The sequence below is a fragment of the Pseudomonas iridis genome, assembly GCF_017980685.1.
Classification (GTDB): Bacteria; Pseudomonadota; Gammaproteobacteria; order Pseudomonadales; family Pseudomonadaceae; genus Aquipseudomonas; species Aquipseudomonas iridis.
This window is the reverse complement of the sequence record NZ_JACXXO010000003.1, coordinates 154775-178493: the sequence shown is the minus strand read 5'-3', so window position 1 is coordinate 178493 and position 23719 is coordinate 154775. Positions and strand designations below refer to the sequence as shown.

At 59.8% G+C, this 23719-nt stretch carries 18 protein-coding genes and 1 pseudogene; 9 read left to right on the top strand and 10 right to left on the bottom strand.

Features of this window, described 5'->3' with window-relative positions; all coding sequences use genetic code 11:
* Positions 1 to 235: 235 nt before the first annotated feature.
* Both IEQ42_RS08360 and IEQ42_RS08355 read right to left on the bottom strand, forming a co-directional pair.
* A complete protein-coding gene (locus tag IEQ42_RS08360) occupies positions 236 to 1276 on the bottom strand; it encodes an AraC family transcriptional regulator (protein ID WP_210703185.1) in 1041 nt (346 codons plus the stop codon).
* A gap of 3 nt (positions 1277 to 1279) precedes the next feature.
* Positions 1280 to 2407 (bottom strand): carbon-nitrogen hydrolase family protein, encoded by a 1128-nt coding sequence (locus IEQ42_RS08355; protein ID WP_210703184.1) that lies wholly within the window; start codon positions 2405 to 2407, stop codon positions 1280 to 1282.
* A gap of 208 nt (positions 2408 to 2615) precedes the next feature.
* Between IEQ42_RS08355 and IEQ42_RS08350 the strand changes: the two genes are divergently transcribed.
* The 3 genes from IEQ42_RS08350 (at position 2616) to IEQ42_RS08340 (ending at position 6717) form a co-directional block, all read left to right on the top strand.
* The gene (locus tag IEQ42_RS08350) at positions 2616 to 4655 is read left to right on the top strand and encodes an NADPH-dependent 2,4-dienoyl-CoA reductase (RefSeq protein ID WP_210703183.1); all 2040 of its coding nucleotides are present in this window, start codon (positions 2616 to 2618) and stop codon (positions 4653 to 4655) included.
* 165 nt (positions 4656 to 4820) lie between these two features.
* Positions 4821 to 5741, top strand: coding sequence for a 1-aminocyclopropane-1-carboxylate deaminase/D-cysteine desulfhydrase (locus IEQ42_RS08345; RefSeq protein WP_210703182.1), 921 nt, complete (start codon positions 4821 to 4823; stop codon positions 5739 to 5741).
* 370 nt (positions 5742 to 6111) lie between these two features.
* The gene (locus IEQ42_RS08340; RefSeq protein ID WP_210703181.1) at positions 6112 to 6717 is read left to right on the top strand and encodes a hypothetical protein; all 606 of its coding nucleotides are present in this window, start codon (positions 6112 to 6114) and stop codon (positions 6715 to 6717) included.
* 111 nt (positions 6718 to 6828) lie between these two features.
* Here IEQ42_RS08340 and phnX read toward each other — a convergent pair whose 3' ends face one another.
* Positions 6829 to 7656 (bottom strand): phosphonoacetaldehyde hydrolase, encoded by an 828-nt coding sequence (gene phnX / locus IEQ42_RS08335; RefSeq protein WP_047302014.1) that lies wholly within the window; start codon positions 7654 to 7656, stop codon positions 6829 to 6831.
* A gap of 139 nt (positions 7657 to 7795) precedes the next feature.
* Positions 7796 to 8905 (bottom strand): 2-aminoethylphosphonate--pyruvate transaminase, encoded by a 1110-nt coding sequence (locus IEQ42_RS08330; RefSeq protein WP_210703180.1) that lies wholly within the window; start codon positions 8903 to 8905, stop codon positions 7796 to 7798.
* 112 nt (positions 8906 to 9017) lie between these two features.
* On the opposite strand from IEQ42_RS08330, the gene IEQ42_RS08325 reads away from it, so the two are divergent.
* Positions 9018 to 9878, top strand: a complete 861-nt coding sequence (locus IEQ42_RS08325; RefSeq protein WP_210703179.1) for a LysR substrate-binding domain-containing protein — start codon at positions 9018 to 9020, stop codon at positions 9876 to 9878.
* Positions 9879 to 9999: 121 nt separating this feature from the next.
* Here the strand turns inward: IEQ42_RS08325 and IEQ42_RS08320 are convergent, their stop codons facing one another.
* Positions 10000 to 10872 carry a LysR family transcriptional regulator gene (locus tag IEQ42_RS08320; RefSeq protein ID WP_210703178.1) on the bottom strand — a complete coding sequence of 291 codons (873 nt, stop codon included), beginning with the start codon at positions 10870 to 10872 and terminating at the stop codon, positions 10000 to 10002.
* Between the two features lie 270 nt (positions 10873 to 11142).
* On the opposite strand from IEQ42_RS08320, the gene IEQ42_RS08315 reads away from it, so the two are divergent.
* Together IEQ42_RS08315 and IEQ42_RS08310 are read left to right on the top strand one after the other, a co-directional pair.
* Positions 11143 to 12468, top strand: a complete 1326-nt coding sequence (locus IEQ42_RS08315; protein WP_210703177.1) for an MFS transporter — start codon at positions 11143 to 11145, stop codon at positions 12466 to 12468.
* Between the two features lie 67 nt (positions 12469 to 12535).
* Positions 12536 to 13933 carry an FAD-dependent oxidoreductase gene (locus IEQ42_RS08310; RefSeq protein WP_210703314.1) on the top strand — a complete coding sequence of 466 codons (1398 nt, stop codon included), beginning with the start codon at positions 12536 to 12538 and terminating at the stop codon, positions 13931 to 13933.
* A gap of 137 nt (positions 13934 to 14070) precedes the next feature.
* Here the strand turns inward: IEQ42_RS08310 and IEQ42_RS08305 are convergent.
* Positions 14071 to 15474: pseudogene (locus IEQ42_RS08305) on the bottom strand (type VI secretion system Vgr family protein).
* Positions 15475 to 15695: 221 nt separating this feature from the next.
* On the opposite strand from IEQ42_RS08305, the gene IEQ42_RS08300 reads away from it, so the two are divergent.
* Positions 15696 to 16400 (top strand): YebC/PmpR family DNA-binding transcriptional regulator, encoded by a 705-nt coding sequence (locus IEQ42_RS08300; protein WP_042559931.1) that lies wholly within the window; start codon positions 15696 to 15698, stop codon positions 16398 to 16400.
* Positions 16401 to 16525: 125 nt separating this feature from the next.
* On the opposite strand, the gene IEQ42_RS08295 is transcribed toward IEQ42_RS08300, so the two are convergent.
* The 4 genes from IEQ42_RS08295 to IEQ42_RS08280 form a co-directional block, all read right to left on the bottom strand.
* Positions 16526 to 17839 carry a leucine-rich repeat-containing protein kinase family protein gene (locus IEQ42_RS08295; RefSeq protein ID WP_210703176.1) on the bottom strand — a complete coding sequence of 438 codons (1314 nt, stop codon included), beginning with the start codon at positions 17837 to 17839 and terminating at the stop codon, positions 16526 to 16528.
* A gap of 127 nt (positions 17840 to 17966) precedes the next feature.
* Positions 17967 to 19097: a cell division protein ZapE gene (gene zapE / locus IEQ42_RS08290; protein ID WP_210703175.1), complete on the bottom strand. Its 1131-nt coding sequence runs from the start codon at positions 19095 to 19097 to the stop codon at positions 17967 to 17969.
* Positions 19098 to 19279: 182 nt separating this feature from the next.
* Entirely contained in the window at positions 19280 to 20035 is a 756-nt protein-coding gene (locus IEQ42_RS08285; protein WP_210703174.1) for an anti-sigma factor family protein, read from the bottom strand.
* Positions 20032 to 20538 carry a sigma-70 family RNA polymerase sigma factor gene (locus IEQ42_RS08280; RefSeq protein ID WP_042559927.1) on the bottom strand — a complete coding sequence of 169 codons (507 nt, stop codon included), beginning with the start codon at positions 20536 to 20538 and terminating at the stop codon, positions 20032 to 20034. The genes IEQ42_RS08285 and IEQ42_RS08280 overlap by 4 nt, the downstream gene beginning before the upstream one ends.
* A 269-nt stretch (positions 20539 to 20807) precedes the next feature.
* Here IEQ42_RS08280 and IEQ42_RS08275 point away from each other — a divergent pair, with 269 nt between their 5' ends.
* Positions 20808 to 22388 (top strand): amino acid adenylation domain-containing protein, encoded by a 1581-nt coding sequence (locus IEQ42_RS08275; protein ID WP_228731965.1) that lies wholly within the window; start codon positions 20808 to 20810, stop codon positions 22386 to 22388.
* Entirely contained in the window at positions 22385 to 23719 is a 1335-nt protein-coding gene (locus IEQ42_RS08270; RefSeq protein WP_210703172.1) for a hypothetical protein, read from the top strand. Before IEQ42_RS08275 ends, IEQ42_RS08270 begins: the two co-directional genes overlap by 4 nt.

Sequence of the window (23719 nt, the reverse complement as noted above, 5' to 3'; positions counted from 1 at the left end):
AAAATCCTGCGATAAATTCCTGACCGCCTGCTACGTTTTATTCATGAAGGCCAGGCTTCACTTTTCCTTCACACGGGCACGTTATGCTCGTGGCTCTGGGCATTTGCTCAGGCCCATTCAACAGAGCAGCAGGGGGATTACGCGATGGATGACTATCAGGAAGAACTGCTCGAATTCCAGGCCTACGAACTGGATTCGCCAGAGCCGGCGGAAGACGCTACCGAGCTTTAAGGTGTCAGGCTGTTTTACGATGACTGCGGCGGAATTCGCCCGGCGTCTGGCCGCTCCAGCGTTTGAACGCTCGCTGGAATGCTTCGGCTGAAGCAAAGCCGAGCAGGTATGCGATTTCGCCGAACGCCAGTTCCGTATCGCGGATGTAGGTCATCGCCAGATCACGGCGAGTGTCGTTGAGGATCGCTCGAAATTGCGTGCCTTCCTCTGTCAGTTTGCGCCGCAAGGTCCATGTCGGCAGCTTCAGGCGTGCCGCCACTTCTTCCAGGTCGGGTTCTCGGCCACCATTCAATAACGGCCCAAGCAGTTGCGTGATGCGTTCGCGCAGGCTACGAGTGCGGGTCAGCTGCTCCAGTTCTCTTTCACACAGTTGCAGCAGATGCCGCCAAGTGCTCGGGCAGTGTTCGGGGTTGCGCAGGGCAAGGCTGGCAAGGTTCAGGCGCAACTGGTTGCGCTCGGCGCCGAACTGGACCGGGCAATCACCCAAGGCAGTGTAAGCGTCGCGATAATCGGGCGCGTCGAATTCGATTTCAACGCGTTCAGCCCGTAGCGGTTCGCGGCTGACACTGGACAGTTGATGCAGCCAGCCGGCGATGATCGAATCCACCACGAAACGGTTATAGGCGTTGTACGGGCTGATCGAATAGAAACGCAGCCATGCGCCAGTGGCGTCCTCGTGAAAGCTCGACTGGCCGCGGTAATTGGAACCGTACAACGGTTCGAAGCGGATCAGGCAGCGAGCGGCCTCACGTACGGTAGGCGCCTGCGATGCGGTGACACCGGCCAGTCCCGCCTGGCTCAAGCGACTGAGCTGACCCATGCGCAGGCCGAGGGCCGGATCCCCGGTCAATTGAATCGCGCCATGCCCCAAACGCATGTAACGCGGAATCGACAGTCGTGCCCCGGCCTCGGCCAATCTTGCCGCATCCAGTGCGTATTGTTCGAGCAGCGGCTGTGGGTCAGCGCCGTGACTGCGAACCGCATCAGCGAGGCTATGAACGAAACCTACCGACAGATCCCCAAGGCGCATCGGCAGCGGCTTCATCGCTTACAACCAGATATTGAGCATACGTGCACCGCGGGCGTCACCGTCGGCGAACTGCTGGCCGTTGCTGTTGAGGAAGCTTCGGCCTGCGCCTGATTTATCCCAGAACTGCCCACGCAGAAATACACTCATGCCGGCGACTGCATGGCTGCTGGGCGGTTGCGCGGTCAAGGTCAGGCGATGCCAGGCCTGGCCTTCGCTGACTTCGCCGGGCTTGAGACTGACGGAGCTTGGTGTACTCGAACTCTTATAGCCACGCCACGGCTGATCCCATGCACCCTGACCGAGTACCTGCGCCGGCACGGCAATCAATTGCGCGCCTTGTTCGTCGAGTTTGCGGTAGTTGTCCGGATACCAGCTGTCGCTGCCGATGAGTACGCCAAGTCGCCCGGCCGGGGTATCGACCACGTTGATCGTCTTCTCATTGGCCTGGATGACATCACGCTGGCTGAACACCGGGTGCAGTTGCCGCTGCGGCTGGCCGAGCGGTGCACCGTCGCGACCGAAGACCACGCTGCTGTTGTACAGCGCACCGCTGCCGGGTTTGAGCTGGCCGTCACGGATGCTCGGCTCGGGCAGAACGATTGAGCCGGCCACCAGCGTCACGTGAAATTCCTTGGCCAGGCCGCCGAACAGCGTTTGGTAGTCCTTGGCCATGGTGCGCGATTTCATGCGCAGGTGAGCATCGTCGAGACGGTCTTTGCCCTTGGCGCTGAGCCAGGCGCGGGCGAACAACAACGGATTGCTCGCCGCCAGCCAATTCATCGCCTCGGCGAGAGTGGGGGCTTGATAGAGCTCGTCTTTTTCGCCGCTGATCATTAACCAGGTGCCGACATGTTCCGGCAACACCACCACGGTCTTGTCATTCAACAAGCCTTGATCCTGCGCTTGTTGCAAGTACGCCGCGAGTTTGCGGCGCAGGCGCGCGGGGCTTTGGTAGTCGGTGGGGAACAGTTCCGGCTGGATGCCCAGCAGATTACCTCGGTCGGCGGGCGTGCCCTGATCGACCGCCAGTTTGATGCGCAGGTCCGACAGGTAATGCCCCGCAGGCCGGTCTGCCGCCCACATGGCGTAGGTGGTGAGGACGGCAACGAGGGCCATGGAAAAAAACAGGTACAAAAGTTTGCGCATGAAAACCAACAACGACCGGGTACAGGGTATGGCGACTAGGGTAGGGCCCCGGGTCTGGCTTGCCAAGGGGCGCTGCGCATTTAGATCATTAACTTGTCAGTTACGGTCATTGAGTGACAGCGATGCGACTCTTAGTCTGTCGAACATGACTGATGGGGGACGCAGAGCTCCCGCACTTTTTCCGTGATCGCTCGTTGTGGAGTTACCGATGACCGCCGCTCATTACCCGCACCTGTTGGCCCCGCTGGACCTGGGATTCACCACGCTGCGCAACCGCACCCTGATGGGCTCGATGCACACCGGTCTTGAAGAAAAGCCGGGTGGCTTCGAGCGCATGGCAGCGTACTTCGCTGAACGTGCCCGTGGCGGCGTCGGCCTGATGGTGACTGGCGGGATCGGCCCGAACGACGAGGGCGGGGTGTATTCCGGTGCAGCCAAACTGACCACCGAAGAGGAAGCGCTCAAGCACCGTATCGTCACCCGCGCGGTGCACGAGGCGGGCGGCAAGATCTGCATGCAGATCCTCCATGCCGGCCGTTATGCCTACAGCCCGAAACAAGTCGCGCCGAGTGCGATTCAGGCGCCGATCAACCCGTTCAAGCCAAAAGAGCTCGACGAGGAGGGCATCGAGAAGCAGATCAGGGATTTCGTGACCTGTTCGGTGCTGGCGCAAACCGCCGAGTATGACGGCGTGGAAATCATGGGTTCGGAAGGTTATTTCATTAACCAGTTCCTCGCCGCGCACACCAACCATCGCACCGACCGTTGGGGCGGTAGCTACGAAAACCGTATGCGTCTGCCAGTGGAAATCGTGCGCCGCGTCCGTGACGCGGTCGGCCCCAACTTCATCATCATCTTCCGTTTGTCGATGCTTGATCTGGTCGAAGGTGGCAGCACCTGGGACGAGATCGTCATCCTCGCCAAAGCCATCGAGCAGGCCGGGGCGACCATCATCAACACCGGCATCGGCTGGCACGAAGCGCGTATTCCGACCATCGCCACCAAGGTGCCGCGTGCGGCATTCAGCAAGGTCACGGCCAAGCTGCGTGGCTCGGTGAGCATTCCGCTGATCACCACCAACCGCATCAACACGCCGGAAATCGCCGAGCAGATACTCGCCGAAGGCGATGCCGACATGGTCTCGATGGCGCGGCCGTTTCTTGCCGATCCGGACTTCGTCAACAAGGCTGCCGAAGGTCGCGCTGACGAGATCAACACCTGCATCGGCTGCAACCAGGCCTGCCTCGACCACACCTTCGGCGGCAAGCTCACCAGTTGCCTGGTCAACCCGCGCGCCTGCCACGAAACCGAGCTTAACTATCTGCCGGTGCAGCAAATCAAGAAAATCGCCGTGGTTGGCGCCGGCCCTGCCGGGTTGTCCGCCGCGACCGTGGCTGCCGAGCGTGGCCATCAGGTGACGTTGTTCGATTCTGCCAGCGAAATTGGTGGCCAGTTCAACATCGCCAAACGCGTGCCGGGCAAAGAAGAGTTTTTCGAAACCCTGCGCTACTTCAACCGCAAGCTGCAAACGACTAACGTCGAGGTGTGCCTGAACACCCGCGTCGACGTCGCGACACTGGTTGACGGCGGTTACGACGAAATCATCCTCGCCACGGGTATTGCGCCGCGCACTCCGGCGATTCCGGGCGTTGAAAATGCCAAGGTGTTGAGCTATCTCGACGTGATCCTCGAGCGTAAACCGGTTGGCAAACGCGTGGCGGTAATTGGTGCGGGCGGCATCGGTTTCGACGTCTCGGAATTCCTCGTTCACGAAGGCATTGCCACCAGTCAGGATCGCGCCGCGTTCTGGAAGGAGTGGGGCATCGACGCCAAACTTGAAGCCCGTGGTGGCGTGGCCGGGATCAAACCTGCGCCGCACGCGCCGGCTCGCGAAGTGTTCCTTTTGCAGCGCAAGAAAACCAAGGTCGGCGACGGTCTGGGCAAAACCACTGGCTGGATTCACCGTACCGGGCTGAAGAACAAGCAGGTGCAGATGCTCAACAGTGTTGAATACCTGAGCATCGACGACGAAGGCCTGCACATCCGCATCGGCGAAACCGGCGAGCCACAGTTGCTGGCGGTGGACAACATCGTGATCTGCGCGGGGCAGGACCCTTTGCGTGAACTGCACGATGGCCTGGTAGCGGCCGGGCAAAACGTGCACCTGATCGGCGGTGCTGATGTGGCGGCGGAGCTGGATGCCAAGCGTGCGATCAATCAAGGGTCGCGTCTGGCTGCAGAGCTCTGATCAACGGCCACCGGTAACGGACTAACCCCTGTAGGAGCTGCCGCAGGCTGCGATCTTTTGACTTTGTTTTTCAAAAACAAGATCAAAAGATCGTAGCCTTCGGCAGCTCCTACAAGGGTTTTTTTGGCTGGTAGACTGTGATCTTTTTCAAGTCATGCGGTGCTTATGTTTTTGCCTGCGCAAGCTCCTCTTGAACTCCTGCAACTCGACTGGCTCACCGCCGCCAATGTTGAAGTCGCCATCCTGCGCCTCGATCAAATCGACCCGCTGATCAGCGGCAACAAGTGGTTCAAGCTCGTTGAACATCTGAAAGCCGCCGATCGCACCGGTGCCGAAGGCATCATCAGTCTCGGCGGCGCGCACTCCAATCATTTGCACGCGTTGGCGGCGGCGGGTAAACGGCTAGGGTTTAAAACGGCCGGGCTGCTGCGCGGTCATCCACAAGAAACGCCGACTGTCGCCGATCTGCAGGCGTACGGCATGCACCTGCATTGGCTGGGTTATGGCGGCTATCGAGCGCGACATGATCCGGGGTTCTGGGAGTCGTGGCAGACGCGTTATCCAAATCTGCATGCGGTGCCGGAGGGCGGTGGCGGATTAGCCGGGGCGCTGGGTTGTGCCGCGATCAAAGCGCAGGTCGATGCGCAATTGAGCCATTTGGGTTGGAACGATTATCACGGTTGGTGGCTGGCCTGCGGCACCGGGACAACGTTGGCCGGGTTGGCACTCGCCGAGGCGGGGGCGCATCCGGTTTACGGCGCGTTGGCGGTGCCTGAGGATCACGGCGTGGCGGCGCAAGTCGAGTCGATCCTGCAGGAATCCGGCCGGCGCAGCGCTGACTATGAGCTGATTGATGCCAGTCGCGGCGGTTTTGCCAAGGTTGATTCGCCGTTGCTGGCGTTCATTGCGCAGACCGAGCTGGACAGCGGCGTACCGTTGGAGCCCCTGTACACCGGCAAGGCGTTGCTGGCGCTCAAGCAGCAGGTCGAGGCAGGTAAATTCGCCAGCGGCGCACGCTTGGTCTTCGTGCATACAGGTGGATTGCAGGGACGGCGGGGGTTCTCCCATAACCTTCTTCTAAGTTGAGCTTTTGCGGGCATGGGATCTATCTATGGCCAAAGAGCGCCGCTGCTGTGTCTCGGCCGGGATCACCCCTGCCTGGGCTCAACCCGATGGCGCGTTTTTGCTCTGAGTCGTCTGAGTTTTGTTCAATGTACTGGTGCGATTTGGATGTTTTCTATGGCGATGCGTGAAGTGGCTGAGTTTAATGGCTGTTAATTGTTTTTGAAGTTTGGATTTGAAGGTTAAGTGTTTGTGTTGCGGCTTGTTGTTTATATTCTGTATTTGACTTCGGATTGCCTGGTTATATCGTGCTGTTTATTGTGTGGGTAAGTCCTCGGGTAAAAATAGTTACTTGGGGGTATTAATTTTGTTTGATTTTTCAAGTGGATTATTTATGTTCTCTGGTAAAAACAAAAACGCTCATGTTATTAAAAAGGCCATGGCCAAACGACCTGTCTCCAAACCGAAACCGGTGGTCAAGCCAGTGCCGCCCAAACCTGTAGTGCCGGTCAAGCCTCTCATCAAGCCTGTCAAGCCAGTCAAACCAATCGTCAAGCCGGTCAAGCCACTCTTGCCAGTCAAGCCAGTCAAGCCAGTTCCGATAACCAAACCTGTAACTACTGGCGGCATTGTCAGACCTGTTGCAGCGAAAAGGCCACCCATGCCTTGGCCGACCATCAACTTCAATATTGATCCGGTCGCTCTGGCGACACTTGTTATCAGTTTGGGCGGAATCTTCAATACTGATGGCTCTGCGTCCCTTCCCGATGGCAGTCTGGTTGATACGAGCAAGAACTTACTCAAGGGCCCCGATGGCGTTATCCATCACCAGGACGGCCGTGTCGAGTTTCCTGATGGCCGCATTATCTGGCCGGATAACACGATCGAACACCCTGATGGCCGCATTGTTTGGGAAGATGGAACAGAACAACTTCCTGATGGCAGTATCAAGTATCCGGACGGCCTGACCTACGATGCGCAAGGTAACCTTGTCTCGTAATAAGTTGTGGGTTGGCCATGTTGTAAAGTTTCGTGATGCTCTGCGTCTCGATCAGTAAAACAGAAACACCGCCGACTGGCTCTCAAGTCGGCGGTGTTTTTTTATTGCAAGTTAGCAGGATTGCGGCATTTCACCGTTGGCCAGACGTTTGTTGATGTCGGCAATCACTTCCGGCAGATCGCTGATAGTGTCGATCATGTAATGCGGGCGCGAGCTTTCGAACAGCGCATGGATACGCGCGCGTTCGCTGGCCAGCTCATCGCTGCCCAAGGCACGGAAGCCCTCGTAATCCAGGCCCAGCGCGTTGCCCGAGCAGATCAGCGCCACGGTCCACATTCCGGCGCGGCGACCTTCGAGGATGCCCGGGACGGTGTCGTCGATCTTCACGCAGGCGCCGACGTCGTCGATGCCCAGCGCGATGACGTTGGCCAATGCCTGTGCTGGCCAAGGGCGGCCGTTCGGCACTTCGTCGGTGGCGACCACGTGGTCGGCGATGTAGCCGTTGGTGGCAGCCAGTTCGACGACTTTATCCATCACCTGTTTCGGGTAGCCGGAGCAGGAGCCGATCTTGATGCCTTGCTGGCGCAGGTTGGCGATGGTGTCCAGGGCACCGGGAATCAGCGCCGAGTGTTCAGCGATTTTCTCGATTTGTAGCGGCATGAAGCGCTCGTAAATGGCGGTGACGTCATCGTCGGTCGGCGTGCGGCCGAACGCTTTGCGGTAACGTTCGGCCACCTGCGGCTGATCGCACAGGGTGCGGATGTGATCCCACTTGCCCATGCCCATCGGGCCGCGGGCCTCTTCAATGGAAACCTGAACGTCGAATTCGGCAAAGGCTTCGACGAAGATCTGCGTCGGAGCGAAGGAACCGAAATCGACCACGGTGCCGGCCCAGTCGAGGATGGCGGCTTGCAGCTTGGTTGGGTTGGTGTAGTTCATGATGTTGAAAATCCTGTGTTGGCAATGCAATTCAAATGTGGGAACGAGCCTGCTCGCGAAGGCGTCAGACCAGTCGATATCAAGGTTGAATGTTCAACCGCATTCGCGAGCAGGCTCGCTCCCATAGGTATTAGGGGGGTTAGATCTCTAACACTTCCATCTCGCGCAATACTTCGCCCACCGCCGCCACGGCCTGGCGCATTTGGTCCGGGCTGACATGACCGATGCAGCCGACGCGGAAGGTTTCGACCTGAGTCAGTTTGCCGGGATAGAGGATGTAGCCCTTGGCCTTGACCCGTTCGTAGAAATCCTTGAACTGATAACGCGGGTCATTAGGTGCGTGGAACGTCGCGATGATCGGCGCCTGAATCGCTGCTGGCAGAAAGCTGCGCAAACCGAGTTTGCCCATCTCTTCCATCAGCGCCTGGCAATTGGCGGCGTAACGCGCATGCCGCGCCGGCAGGCCACCTTCTTCGTTGTATTGCAGCAGGGCTTCGTGCAGCGCCGCGACTACGTGGGTCGGCGGGGTGAAGCGCCATTGCCCGGTCTTCATCATGTAGGCGTGCTGGTCGAACAGGTCCATCGCCAGTGAGTGCGAATTGCCGGCAGCTGAGGCCAACGACTCTTTGCGTGCGAAAACAAAACCCATCCCCGGCACGCCTTCCAGGCACTTGCCTGACGCGGCGATCAGCGCATCGAATGGCACTTGCTGCGCGTCCACCGGCAGCGCGCCGAAGGAGCTCATGGCGTCGATGATCAGGCGCTTGCCGTGTTGCTCGACGACGTGAGCGATTTCCGCCAGCGGATTAAGAATGCCGGTGCTGGTTTCGCAGTGGATCAGCGCGACGTGAGTGATAGTGCTGTCGGCGCGCAACAGACGGTCGACGTCGGCGGCGGTGGTCGGTTCGTCTTCAGCGGTTTCGAAAGTGCTGAACGAGCGGCCCAGCACTTCGCAGATTTTTGCCAGTCGCTTGCCGTAGGCGCCGTTTATCAGCACCAGTATTTTGCCGTCGCGTGGCACCAGCGTGCCGATCGCTGCCTCGACCGCGAAAGTGCCGCTGCCTTGCAATGGCACGCAGTGGTGGGTCGCGGCGCCGTTGAGAATCGCCAGTAATTGCTCGCAGAGGCTGGCGGTCAGTTGATTGAAGCGGTCATCCCATGACCCCCAGTCGACCATCATCGCCTGGCGGGTGCGGGCCGAAGTGGTCAACGGGCCGGGAGTGAGCAGGATGGGTTCGGCGATACTCATTCGTGTGTCCTCGGATAGCGCTGTGGGATGAAGCTACGGGGCCTAAGTTGCAATTTGCCGTTGCATCAATCAAATTGTTTGTTGTTATGCCAGCCATCAGTGAGAGTTATTCATGAACCTGTTTCAGCTGCGCGCCTTCGATGCCGTGGCGCGCGAGGGCAGCTTTACCCGCGCCGCCGCACGGTTGTTCATCAGCCAGCCGGCAGTGACCGGGCACATCAAGTCGCTCGAGGAGCATTACCAAATCACGTTGTTGCGACGCACCGCGCGACGGGTGGAGTTGACTGAGGAAGGCACCAAACTGGCGGCGATTACTCGCGCAATGTTCGGTCTGGCGGAAGAAGCGCAAACCATGCTGGAGGCCAACCGCCAGTTGTTGACCGGGCGGCTGGAAGTGGCGGCGGACGGCCCGCACATGGTCATGCCGATGCTGGCCAGTCTGCGTGCGCGCTATCCGGGGATCACGGTGAATCTGCGTTTGGGCAATGCCCAGGAAACGCTGGCGGCGTTATTGTCGGAACACGCCGACGTCGCGGTGCTGACCGAAGTCGAGTCACGCAAGGGACTGCATCTGCAAGCACTGAGCGAGTCGCGGATTTGTGCACTGGTGCCGGCGGGGCATCCGTGGGCAGCGCGTGCCACGGAGGTGAAACTCAAGGAACTGGATCAGGTGATCATGGTGCTGCGTGAGCCGAGTTCGATTACCCGGCGCACATTTGATCTAGCCTGCACGCAGGCGTCGATTCATCCACGCGTGTTGCTCGAACTGGACAGTCGCGAGGCGGTGACCGAGGCGGTCGCCGCGCAACTGGGCGTTGGCGTGGTGTCATCGGTGGAAGTCAGCCACGACCCACGGGTGGTGGCAATTCCTATTGTCGGGGAGGGCTTGGTCAATCGGCACATGATCGGTTGCATGGAGCGGCGGCGGGAGTTGCGCTTGATTCAGGCGTTTTTTGGATTGGCGCCAGCCTGATAAACCGTGGCGCTTTCATCGCTGGCAAGCCAGCTCCCACAGGTTTCTCTGGTGTACGCACAATTTGTTAAAGGCTGTAACCCTGTGGGAGCTGGCTTGCCAGCGATTGGGCCAGCGCCGTTCACACAAGACTCTCGCGAACCATATCCAGAAACGTCGCCACCACTCGCCGCGAACTCTGTTCGCGCAAGCACACCAGGGTTTCGGTCAAGCGTCGGGTGCAGTCAGTGATCGGCAACGCGCAAACCCTTGAGTCGGCGCCAAACTCGGCCGCTGAAACCACGCCCACACCAATCCCCACCACCACCGCCTCGCGCGCCGCTTCCCGGCCTTCGACCTGAATCGCCGGACGAATGCGAAACCCCGCCCGAGCCATTTCCTCCTCCAGCGTTTGCCGGGTCACCGAACCGTGTTCGCGCAATACCAGCGGCGTGTCATCCAGGTCCGCCAGGCAGATCGACTCGCGCTCGGCCCACGGGTGATTGCGCGAAACAAACGCCACCATCGGATCGTTGCGCAGCGGTACGCACAGCAAGCGTTCATCGCTGACATCACGCCCAAGCAGCGCCAGATCGGCCTGATAGTTGAACAGGCGAAACAATGATTCATCGGTGTTACCGGTCTCGATTTTCACGTTGATGCCAGGGAAACGCTCGCAGAACCGCGCGATCTGCGGCAGCACATGCACCGGCGCATCCACCGCCAGAATCAGGCTGCCGGTCTGCAAGGCCTTGGATTCCTGCAATAACTCCTGTGCTTCCGCTTCAATCACAAACAGGCGCTGGGTGATCGCCAGCAAGCGTTCGCCCAGATCGGTCAGGCGTACCGAACGTTTGTTGCGATGAAACAGCAAAACCCCAAAACGTTCTTCGAGTTTGCGCACCTGGTCGGAAATCGCCGGTTGCGTGAGAAAAAGACGCTGGGCGGCTTTGGTGAAGCTTCCATGCACGGCCACGGCGTGGAACGCTTTGAGTTGGGCGTGGGAAATTGACATCGTCGCTCCAGTTAAAAGCTGAGCTTATGTGTGAAATACGATAAATCGATTTTATTTATTAAACAGTAATTGCTTTGATCGGCTCACGCCACCGCCGACTGCTCGATCGAACAGCGGCGCTGGCCATGAGCCTGTGCGTGCAACAGCAGGACTCATCTGACCGGTATCGCCATAGGGACGGGGTGATATCGCAGTGCTCAACAATAAAAAAACACAGGCGTTTACTTAACGATTCTGCCGGCACACTCACACCCTGAGGTCAGAACCACAATGAACAAGCACATCGGCACCATTGCGCGTTGGCGCATGCAGATTTTTGCTATCACATGGCTCGCGTACGCCGCTTTCTATTTCACTCGCAAAGCCTTCTCGGTGGCCAAACTGGGCATCGGCGAAGATCCAGATTTCATGCTCGACAAAATGACCATGGCCAACCTCGATGCCATCTATCTGGCGGCATACGCCATCGGCCAATTCACCTGGGGCATGCTCGCTGACCGCTTCGGCCCAAGGGTCGTGGTGTTCGGAGGCTTGCTGATTTCTGCGGCGGCGGCGCTGGTGATGGGCAGTTTCGCCACTCTGCCGATCTTCGCCACCTGTATGTTGATTCAAGGGTTGGCACAGTCCACGGGATGGTCGGGGTTGTGTAAAAACCTTGGCAGTTTCTTCCCGTCCAAGCAGCGCGGGCGAGTGCTCGGCTTGTGGAGTTCTTGCTACGCATTTGGTGGACTGGTGGCGTCGCCGTTCGCCGGTTGGTGGGCCTACACGCTCGTCGGCAGCTGGCACGCAGCGTTTTTTTCCAGTGCGGCAGTGGTGGCGGTGGTGGCGGTGTTGTTCTTCATCTTCCAGCGCGACAAACCGGAAGATGTCGGCCTGCCGGCGGTGGAACCGGAGCCTGTGTTAACCGCCGAAGAGACCGAAGCCAACAGCAAGCTCAGTGTTTGGGAGCCGTTGAAGGAAATCCTGCGTAATCGCACGGTGCTGGTGCTGGGCCTGGCGTATTTCATGTTGAAACCGGCGCGTTACGCGATCCTGCTGTGGGGCCCGGTGATCGTGTTTGAACAGATGCCCAGCGTCGGCAAGGTGGGTGCGGCGATCATCCCCACTTCGTTCGAGCTGGCCGGGCTGCTTGGGCCGATCATGATTGGTCTGGCGTCGGACAAATTGTTCGGCGCTCGGCGCATGCCAGCCTGTGTGATCAGCCTGCTGGCGCTGACGGTGACGCTGGCGCTGTTCATGGCTGCCTTGCAGACCGGCAGTGTTTTGCTGGTTGTGGCATTGCTGTTTTTCATGGGCCTGACCCTGTACGGACCCGACTCGATGATCAGCGGTGCGGCCGCCATCGATTTCGGCAAAGCCAAGGCCGGGGCCACTGCCGCCGGATTCGTCAACGGCTGCGGCTCGGTCGGCGCCGTGCTTGGCGGCTTGCTGCCGGGCTACTTCGACACGGTGACGGTGTTCATCGTCTTCGCCGGTTGTGCACTGTTTTCGGCGCTGGTGTTGATTCCGCACTGGAACAGCCGTCCGGTCGGTTTCATGGAGCCGCGCGCGTCCATCCCCAACTCCCCCTTGACGATCAAACCTCTGCGTAACTGAAAACGCTTTGCCTCGCGGCCTGCTGCGGTGTTCGCGGCAGGCTGTGTCGTGGCCAACTGACTGGAGAATACCCATGAGACCGTTTTGGCTGGAGCAGGCCCTGCAGGCCGACACCTCCGAAACCTGCCCGCCGCTGCAAGGCGAAGTGCGCACCGACGTGTGCATCGTCGGCGGTGGTTACACCGGGTTGTGGACGGCGATCATGCTCAAGCAACAAAACCCCGAACTCGATGTGCTGCTGATCGAAGCCGACATCTGCGGCGCCGGCGCCAGTGGGCGTAACGGCGGGTGTGCGCTGTCGTGGTCGGCCAAATATTTTACGCTTGAGCGCTTGTTCGGCGTTGAGGAAGCGGTGCGTCTGGTCAAGGAATCCGAACGCAGCATTCATGCGATCGGCGAGTTCTGCGAGCAGTACGGCGTCGATGCCGACTACCGGCTCGATGGCACGCTTTATACCGCGACCAACCGTGCGCAGGTCGGTTCGACTGACGCGGTAATCGCTGCGCTTGAGCGCAACGGTATCAACTCGTTCACTCAACGTCCGGTGGCTGATGTGCAGCGCATGGCCGGCTCCAGCAAGCATCTGGAGGGCTGGTTTTCGCCAGCAGCAGCCAGTGTGCAACCCGGCAAACTGGTGCGCGGGTTGCGCCGTGTAGCGCTGGAGTTGGGCGTGAAAATTCACGAAAACACGGCAATGACCGGTTTGGAGGAGGGCCGTCCAGCACGCATTCGTACGGCCAACGGCAATGTGCAGGCAGACCGCGTGGTGTTGGCGATGAACGCGTGGATGGCCCGCGCCTTCCCGCAATTCGAACGCAGTGTGGCGATTGTCTCCAGCGACATGCTGATCACCGAACCGCGTCCGGATCTGTTGCAGGAAATCGGCTTGACCAGTGGGATCACCGTGCTCGATTCGCGGATTTTCGTGCACTACTACCACAACACCCCGGATGGCCGGATCATGCTCGGCAAGGGCGGTAACACCTTCGCTTTTGGCGGGCGGATGTTGCCGGTGTTCGATCAGCCATCGCCTTACGCGGACCTGCTCAAAACGAGCCTGGGCGATTTTTTCCCGGCGTTTGCCGATGTCAAAGTCGACGCGACCTGGAACGGCCCGTCAGATCGCTCGGTCACCGGTTTGCCGTTTTTCGGTCAGATGAGCAGCAGTGGCAATGTGTTTTACGGTTTCGGCTATTCCGGCAGCGGCGTCGGCCCGTGTCACATGGGCGGGCAGATTCTGGCGTCACTGGTGCAGGGGCTGGACAATCCGTGGACGCGCTCGCCGTTGGTCAACGGGCCGATGGGTTATTTCCCGCCGGAGCCAATCCGCTACCTGGGATCGTTGATGGTGCGTAACGCCATCCGCCGCAAGGAGCGCGCCGAAGACCATGGCCACCGGCCCCGGCATCTGGACGTGCGCCTGGCCAAATTTGCCGCGGCGGCAGGCAAGGCTGACAAGGGCTGACAACCGCATAACCGCAAAACACTCCAACCCCTGTAGGAGCTGCCGAAGGCTGCGATCTTTTGATTTTGGTTTTTAAAAGCAAGATCAAAAGATCGTCCGATCGCGGCCCGAGCCTTCGGCAGCTCCTACAGATCAGGTCACAGGTGGGTTCCGTTGAGCAGCCAATCGAGCAACAGACTGCTGTCAGTCGCGGACGGAGTTTCGCGGGGTGTGGGATTGCGTGTGTTGCCCAGGCACAGGATCGGCCGGTCCGGATCACTGTCGAGAAAACTCACCCACACTTCACTGCCCACGCTGGGCAATTCATCAGGGGCGATTCGACCGTTGGCCCGGGGCATGGCGATGGGTAGCCAGATGGCTTCGGTGTCGGTGTCGGCGACGGGGGGCGATTGCGATGGCCACAACCTGACGGCGATCCGCCCTTGCGCATCGAGCCGCACGGGTTGCCCTGGTGTTCCCAGTACTTGCGCCAGGTGATAGCCCGCAATGCTCGGGCGCGGTTGCTGAAGTGGCGGGCGATAGTCGGTAGACCACGGTTGGGCGGTGAAATCGTTGTAGTAACGGTGCACCGTCGCTGCCGGGTCCAGAATCGATGGGTGTTGCCCGTGATGGCGCAGGGTGGTGATCCGCCATTGTTCGTTGAACTGGCTGATGGGATGTTCCGTCACTTGCAACAAGTGCCCGCTGAGCAAACCGACGCAGTTACTGCGGCCATTGATTGAACGATGTTGGCAACGTTGTCGTTCCAGATGGCGACGACTGCGCTGTTCACTGTGGCGTTGCTGCGGCGAAGGGATCGGCAGCGACGGTTTTGACGGGGGCTGATTGGCCGCATCCCCGTCGGCAGTCTGTAGCCCTCGATTGCGCACGGCGTGCAGCGTCGGGATGGGGGCGGCGTGGTGGTTCTGGTACAACGAGCTGACACAGGGCGAGGACGCTTGTTCATCCTCCATGAACGGCACCAGTGACGGTTCTTGCGGCAGACTCAGGCTGTCATCGGCGAACACGACAACATGCCCGTCGGTGCTGTGCTCGAAGTGATAGTGGATGCCTTCTTCTTCTCAAAGTCTGTGTAGCAGCGCCAGATCGCTTTCCTCGAACTGCACGCAAAATGGACGTGCCGGATACTGGCCCACGGTCATTTCAATTCGGTAGCTGTCGGCCGGCAGGGCGTTGTCAGCGAGCAACCGTTCAAGAATCTGCGGCACGCTCAGTTGCACGAACACCCGACGTTTGCTCGGCTGCGCCATCCGTTGCAGCGCCGGGACCACGATCAGTCGATAGCCGATGCGGTGCGCTCCGCGATGTTCGCAACTGGCACTGTCGATCATGCCGTGAATGCCGTGATGGTCATCCAGACGCAGAAATACCGGTTGCTGCACCAGTGTGCCCGGCGTCACGGCGGGGGCCAGGCCGATCAGTTCGATGTCGAAACGATAGCGTTGGTTGAGCGCTTCCTCGCCATTGAAACGCACCACCGGCAGGCATAATCCACTGTCGGTCAGGGTGAGGGTAAACGGACTTTCCTTGTCATTGAGCATTCGAACAGGCTCTGTCAGGCGATACGGGCCTCAGAGGGTACGAAACCGCAGCGCTGAATGGTCATGTCAAAGGTGGTTTTCAGAATCGCCCTACAAGGTCCGGCGAAGATGTCGATTCAACATTGGATTTTTTTGGTCGATTGCCGACTTTAGGCCGTATAAACTTGGCGCCACGCGTCGGCCAATAGATGTCTCGGCGCCACAGATCAAGAGAGTGAGTAATGGGCGCACAGTGGAAGGTTAAACACAAAGAAGCGGCATCCAATGCCAAGGGCAAGATCTTCGGCAAACTGGTGAAAGAAATCACCATTGCTGCGCGTAACGGTGCCGATACCGCGACCAACGCGCACCTGCGTCTGGTAGTCGAACAGGCCAAGAAAGCCTCGATGCCGAAAGAAACCCTCGACCGCGCAATCAAGAAAGGCGCGGGCCTGCTGGGCGAAACCGTGCAATACCACCGCGTGACCTACGAAGGTTTCGCCCCGCACCAGGTGCCATTGATCGTCGAGTGCGTCACCGACAACATCAACCGCACCGTGGCGGAAATCCGCGTGGCGTTCCGCAAGGGCCAATTGGGCGCTTCCGGTTCGGTTGCCTGGGACTTCAACCACGTCGGCATGATCGAAGCCTCGGCAGACACTCCGGACGCCGATCCGGAAATGGCGGCGATCGAAGCCGGTGCCCAGGATTTTGAGCCGGGTGAAGAGGGCGCGACCCTGTTTATCACCGATCCGACCGACCTCGACGCGGTGCAGAAAGCCCTGCCGGAACAAGGCTTCACCGTGCTGTCGGCCAAGCTCGGCTACCAGCCGAAAAACCCGGTCAGCGGTTTGAGCGATGAGCAGATGGCTGAGGTTGAAGCGTTCCTCGAAGGCCTCGACAACCATGATGACGTGCAGGATATGTTTGTGGGTCTGGCTGGCTGATTTGTTTACTCAGTAGAGCCGCCACACGGGCAAGCCCGCTCCCACAGGTATGGCGTCGTGCACACACTATGTGATCGCCATAAACCCTGTGGGAGCTAGCCTGCCAGCGATTGACCGTACAGCGGTCACAGCTGTTGCAATACCTCAATCACCTCACTGAACCCCGGCCGCCCCAGCACATCCGCCTGAGAGCAACGCCGCGCCAGCTCTTCAAGCGCCTCACGTCGCTCCTCACTCAGTCCCGAGTCGATCCGCGCCAGCAATTCTCCCAGCAAGACCCCGAACGCCCGTACTTCGATGCGTTGCAGCGCCCGCGTTTCCATGCTGTCGGTGGTGGAATGAAACGACGCTGCGCCGAAATCCCCCAGTAAACAGTCACCCTGATCGTTCAACAGAATGTTGTGTCCGTAGAGATCGCCATGGGTGATGCCTTGTTGGTGCAGATGCTCCGCCGCCGACGCAATGCCCATGGCAATGCGCAGTGCAACCTGTGCGCTGAAGCGGCGATCCTCGGCATAGACATCCCGAGAGCAGGACGCCAGGCTCGGCAGTCCTGCCAGGTTGGCAAAGCTCGGATCGATCAGTTGCATGACCAAACCTTGCTGGCCGTCGGGATGGCCATGGATGCGACCTTCAATTCGAATCAGATTCGGGTGCAACCCGGCCGTGATGCAGGCGTTCATTTCATGCAGTGGTGAGCCATCGCTGGTCATTTCGCCTTTGTACAGCTTCACCGCAACCGGCGTCACCGCACCATCGGCGCGTTGCCAGGTCGCACGGGAAATGACCCCGGAGGCGCCTTCGCCCAGTTGTTGCTCCAGGCGCAGCGCCGACCAGTCAATCTGCGGCGTGGCTTCAAGCGCCGCGGCGTCGGCTTCGGTTTCCAGCGGATTGCCGGCGTAGGCCAGCCACGTCAGGCTCGGCAACGTCAGTATCCAGTGGGGCAACTCGGTCAACTGGTTGGCAGCGATGCGCAGCAGTTCCAGTCGGTGGCAATGACTCAGCGACGACGGCAGCGATTGCAGGCGATTGCCGGCCAGCATGAGTTTTTGCAGGTGCGCACGTTCACCCAGTTCGCTCGGCAAGGTGTCGATGCAGTTGTCCGTCAGGATCAGCCAGCGCAGCAGCGGTGGCAGGGCGGCGCCGGGGACGTCGGCGATGCGGTTGGTCTTGAAGCCAATCATCGTCAGGGCCGTGCATTGGCCAAGGCAGGCGGGCAGCGCGGTGAACTGGTTGTCGGAGCAGAACAGCACGCGCAATCGAGTCAGACGATGCAGGTCATCCGGCAGGCAGCTCAAGGCGTTGCCGCTGAGATTGAGGATTTCCAGGGTGTCGGCCAGATCGAAGATTTCTGCCGGGAACTCGGTCAGGCCGCAGGACAGGTCCAGCCGCGTGATGCCCGACAATTCGCCGGCGCGCAATTGAGCAAGGGTGTGCATGAAGGAATTCGCAAATAGAGGGGTCGCTGGGAATGGGCGACATGATAGCGGCAAAGCTGTGATTTGAAATTTTATCGGATCTTGACTCGGCTTTAACTGTGGGAGTCCCACAGGGAATTGATGGCGGTCAGCCCGTGCTGTGTTCTTCCTGCAACTGCCCCAGCCGGCTGCGGGTCCGGGCCAGATCGATAACCTGACCCGCCAGGCTTTCGCCCAGTGGCAACCGACCGAGCAACGTCAGGTGTTTGTCCTGGTCGTAGAGCACGTCGATCAAATTGATGAACCGCTGCTGAGCGGCAATCGAGCATTCGCCCAGTTCCGGCAGCCCGTCGATGATCCAGTGGTCGAAGCGTCGGCACAATTGCAGATAGTCCATGACCGCCGTCGGCTGTTCACACAGGTCAGCGAAGGTGAAGCCGACGCGGCGATCCTCGCAAAAACGTGCGCGAAAAGGCCGGGTGCCAACGGTTAACGAAATGGCTGGTGCGTCTTCCGTCGGCAGCTTCAGCGTCTCACGCTGAGCGGGGGTGGCTGGCCACACGTAGCGTCCCTGAGTGAAAACCTGATGCGCATGGTTGCGCATCTGACTGCGGTAGTCGTGAGGGCCGCCGACCTCCATGATCTGCATGCGCGAGTTGATCAGTTCGATCACCGGTTTGAATCGCGCATGGTAAAGCGGATTGGGCAGCAGGCCTTCGGGCGGATAGTTGGAGGTCACCAGCAGCAGAATCCGCCGTTGGAACAGCGCTTTGAACAGACGGGTGATAAGCATCGCGTCGCCAATGTCATGCACATGAAACTCGTCGAAACACAGTACCCGACAGTCCAGCAGCAGTTCATCCAGCGTTATGGCCAGCGCATCGTCCTGTTCGCGATGACTGAACATGCCTTGATGCAACTGCGCGAAAAACTCATGGAAATGCAGGCGGCGTTTCTGCGTGATCGGCAGCGCCTGAAAGAAGCCATCCAGCAGCCAACTCTTGCCGCGCCCCACGCTGCCGTGCAGATACAGGCTCGGTGGAGTTTGCGCTGTTGCGCCGAACAGCAGACTGGCCTGCTGCGCCATGCAGTCGATCACTCGCAACTGACTGTGGCTGAGGGTGTAACCCTGGCCGTTGGCCTTGTGGCGGAAGTAATCGCGGATCAACTGGGCGCTGGCGTCATGGCCTGCTTTGGCAGGCGTGCCTTTGCCGAACAAACGGCGCAGCACCGGCCAGCGCTGGGTCAGTCGCGATCGTTTCGGCGGATGGGCGGGCACTTTGGTTTACTCCGTGTTCAGCGAACCGGCGCCCAGGAGCGCCGCGGCGTAGTTTAACCGGGCGCGCCGCTGGCCTGCTACCGTGCGCGTCGATGGCATTTTGCACGGCGCCGTTGGTGAGGTTCGCTACACGGCTGGCAAGGTGGAGCTGGGTTTTGTACCCTCCGGTCCTGCGTTGATTTTCAGAATTGCAGCGATTGCTTGAGCAGTGGCGCGGCCGGCGTATCAACCGGGCTGACCATCGCATAGTTGTAACCACCGCCTGACCAGTAGTCCGCCTGCAAATCCCCATCACTACGACTGCCTCTGGGCAAGAAGGTGTTTTTTGGCCCAGGCGGTCGCACATAAAAACTGACCTTGTGCCCACTCGCATCTTCATACATCACCATCGCCGCCGGCCCTTCATCGGTACTCAGCAAGCGCCCGCTGACGGGCTCAAACCCCGCCGCCGTCAAATCTGGCAAGCGACTGACCTGAGTGAAATAACGATCAAGCCAGCGCTGCATGTCGCCAGCACCATCGACCTTGTAATCCGCGGGCAGCATGCCTTGCTGGGCAATCAACCGATAGGCCAGCAGGGCGTCGGTCATTGGTAACGCGGAGGCTCGCACGAGGGTCATTTCCCGTGCCTGCCAACCGCTGAAACCACCGACGCTCACCGCGATCAGTAGCACCGCCGCGCTGGCCAGATGGCGGCGCGACTGACGCTGGCGGCGCAGACGAATCATCGCCGGATCAAGTGCCGGATTGGCCGGTTGCTGCAATGCGCCGCTCAGTGCCGCACGCAGTTGCTGGGCGTCCTGTTGCCAGCCACGAACCTGTGCGGCTTCGTCCGGATGGCTGGCCAGCCAGGTTTCCAGCACGCGCCGGTCGGCGTCGCTGAGTTGGTGATCGACGTAGGCGTGCAGGTCACGCTCGCTGGGAGGCATGCTGATCATTTGAGTATCCGCAAAGAAGGGCTGATGATTTCGCCGTCGCTGAGTTGGCGCAAAGCCTGGCGGGCGCGGGACAGGCGCGACATCACGGTGCCGATCGGGGTGTCGAGAATCTCGGCGACCTCTTTATAGGAAAGGCCCTCAACCGAGACCATCAGCAGCAGCGCCCGCTGTTCGCTGGGCAGGCGGTCGAACGCTTGCAGGGTCGATTGGGCGATCACGGTGCGCTCGGTCGACGGTTCGGCATCGTCGCGACCGGTGAAAAACTCGAGCATCCGCGCGTGACGGCGCGAGCGGCGATGGGCATCGAGAAACTGCCGGTAGAGGATCGAAAACAGCCAGGCCCGCAGATCACCGTCAGCGCGCTTGCCGCCCCAACTCGACAGGGCCCGCTCAAGGCACGCCTGCACCAGATCGTCGGCGCTGCTGCTGTTGCGCGTCAACGAAACGGCGAAGCGCCGTAGCCTGGGGATCAGTTCACGCAGTTGTTCGTCTAGCTCGTTCATGGCGAGGGGCTGCTCTTTGCCGAAAGGCGATGTTGAGAAGAAAGACGTCCCTCAAGGATGGTTATTCCATCCGCCGGTTTGAAAATTTTTTCTCCCTTCTTCGTAGGATAGTTCGCTGCGATTTGTAAGCCGTGTAATGGATTCAACTTTCCCTGCTCAACCCATTTGTCAATCACGTTGGCTATCGGCGCAACCCAAGGATGCGGAGCCGAACGTGAAAACATAAATCGTTGAGAAAAGGAAAGGGAAATCCCATGCAAGCATTTGCGATGAATAACCGGTCGACATCGAACGCGGAGCCGAATCCGTTCGTCGAGTCCAACCCATGGCAACGCTTCGGCTGCGGTCCGAGCGTCCAGCCTGACGCTACGTTGATCCATCGCGCAATCGAACTGCAAGCAGCTGGCCGGCCTGAAGCAATCGCGGCCGAATATCAGGGCCAGTCCATCACTTACGGCGAGTTGAACCGCCAGGCCAATCGACTCGCCACGACATTGCTCAAGCAGGGTGTGGGTCCGGGCGATCATGTGGCGCTGTTTGTCGAGCGTTCGATCCCGATGCTGGTGGGCATGCTGGCCGTGCTGAAAACCGGGGCGGCCTATATTCCTCAACACGTCGGCATCACCCCCGCAGCGCAGCTGAGTCATATCATGGCGGTCGCCCAGGTTCGGGTCGTACTGACACTGTCCGAACTGGCGCGGGCGATTCCTCTGACCACGGATCAACAGTGCATCCACCTGGATGAATTCATTCAGGTGCCGAGTGTCGCCAGCGACGACTTGAATAGGTGTGGCACGACGTCATCGCCGGACTCACTGTGCTTTGTCCTGTTCACCTCGGGTACAACCGGACTGCCCAATGGCGTTCGCGTGACGCAGCGTAATGTGTGCAATATTTTGCTGACCGAGCCCGGCAATCTTGGTATGCGCCCGGGCCTGAAGGTCGGCCAGATCCTGAACATCGCTTTTGATATGGCGGCCTGGGAAGTGCTGGGTTGTCTGGCCAACGGAGCAACGCTGTTGATCCGCGGCAAGGACATCGCGCAAACCGCCGAGCGCTGTGACGTGCTGATTGCGACGCCGTCGATACTCGCTACGCTCGATCCTGCCCGTTGCAGTCAGGTAAAAGTGGTCGCTCTGGCTGGCGAGCCCTGCCCACAACCGCTGGCGGATCGTTGGGCGGCGTTTTGCACTTTTTATAATGCCTGTGGGCCGACCGAGACCACCATCGTCGATACCATGCAGCACTATCGCGGCGCGGGTGCGTTGACGATCGGCAAGCCAACGCCCAACAACACCGTTTATGTACTCGACGACGCCGGACAGCTTTGCGCTCCGGGCGAGCAGGGAGAAATGTGGGCGGGCGGTGACTGCGTGACCGCCGGTTATCTGGGAAATCCGCAACTGACCAACGAACGCTATCGGCCCGATCCGTTTCTGGGTCAGGGACGTTTGATGTTCCGTACCCGGGATCTGGGACGCTGGACGGCGGACGGTGAGCTCGAACACCTGGGGCGTGTCGATGATCAGGTCAAGGTCAGGGGGTTTCGGGTGGAACTCGACTCGGTGTCAGCGGCACTGGAGTCTGCGCCGGGCTGTGAGCGCGCGGTCACCCTCAAGCTCGACAGTCGCCATCTGGTGGCCTTCGTCTATCCCGCCATCACAGACGTTGAAGTAGCGCGAAAACGTTGCGAAGAGCGCCTGGCTTATTATTGCGTGCCATCGTTGATTCTCGCTGTGGATGATATTCCGCTGACATCCCGAGGCAAGGTCGACAAGCGTTTGTTGCTCCAATGGGCCGTGGCGCATCAGGTACAACATGCTCGCGCCGAGCAGCAGGTGCAGGCATGAGCCGCACAGATTCGACGATCGTGTTACCGCCCCGGCGCGCATTGTGGCGGCGTTTGGGAACGCTGCCGATGTTCTCGCATTACAACCGTCTGGTGTTGCTGGTGTTCGCCGTCAACATTGCCGCCCTGGTTTACGGTTTGAACATCGGCCAGTGGTGGTCGACTTCAGGCGTTGCTTTGCAAACGCTGTCCGGGTTGGTCGTCGCGAACTTGTCGATGGCGATACTGATTCGGCAGCAGTACGTCATCAATGGCTTGTTCTGGCTGGCCACCCGGGCGCCGACGTCCTGGCCGCTGGCGATTCGCCGGTCGTTGGCCAAGGTCTACCATTTTGGTGGTCTGCACAGCGGTGGCGCGATGGCAGCCATTGCTTGGTTTGCGTTGTTGTTCGGCTCGATGATCTGGCTGAAATTTGAAGGCCCGGGCGGCGTTTCGTTGACCCTGATCGGGCTGAGCGGCGGTTTGCTCGTGCTGCTTTTACTGATGGCGATCATGGCGCTGCCGATCATTCGCGCGCGTTTTCATAATGCTTTCGAGCGCACCCACCGCTTCGCCGGTTGGGCCGCGCTCGCGATGTTCTGGGCGATGACACTGGTGTTTGTCAGGGAGCAACATCCCACGGCTGCGCTGACGGATGCCCTCTTGCGATCTGGCTCGTTCTGGATGCTATTGCTGGTGACATTCAGCATTACCTTGCCGTGGCTGCGGTTGCGCCGAGTCCCTGTCAGTGTGGTGCCGCTTTCCTCCCACGCGGTGATAGCCCGGTTCGATCACCACACACCGTTTGCCGGTTCAGCCACTGCGATCAGTCGCAACCCACTGTGGGAATGGCATTCGTTCGCCAATATTCCTGCGCCGGGGGAGGACGGTTTCCGACTGATCATTTCCCGGGCGGGTGACTGGACGGGCGATTTCATCGAGCAGGCGCCGACCCACGTCTGGGTCAAAGGCATTACCACCGCAGGGGTGGCGCACATTGAGACGTTGTTCAAAGCAGTGGTGTATATCGCCACCGGCAGCGGAATTGGCCCGGTGTTGCCGCACTTGTTGGCCAAACAGATACCCATCCGCCTGATCTGGTCGACCCGAAGTCCCAGAGCCACTTATGGCGATGCACTGGTGGACGAAATTCTCGCGGCGCAGCCCGATGCACTGATCTGGGACACCGATGTGTCAGGCAAACCCGACCTGGTGAAGCTGGCGTATTGCGCGGTGCAGTCGTTCGGCGCGGAGGCAGTGATTTGCATATCCAATCAGACATTGACGGAGCGCGTGGTCGAGGAAATGGAAGCCAGGGGTATCCCTGCTTACGGCGCTATTTGGGATTCCTGA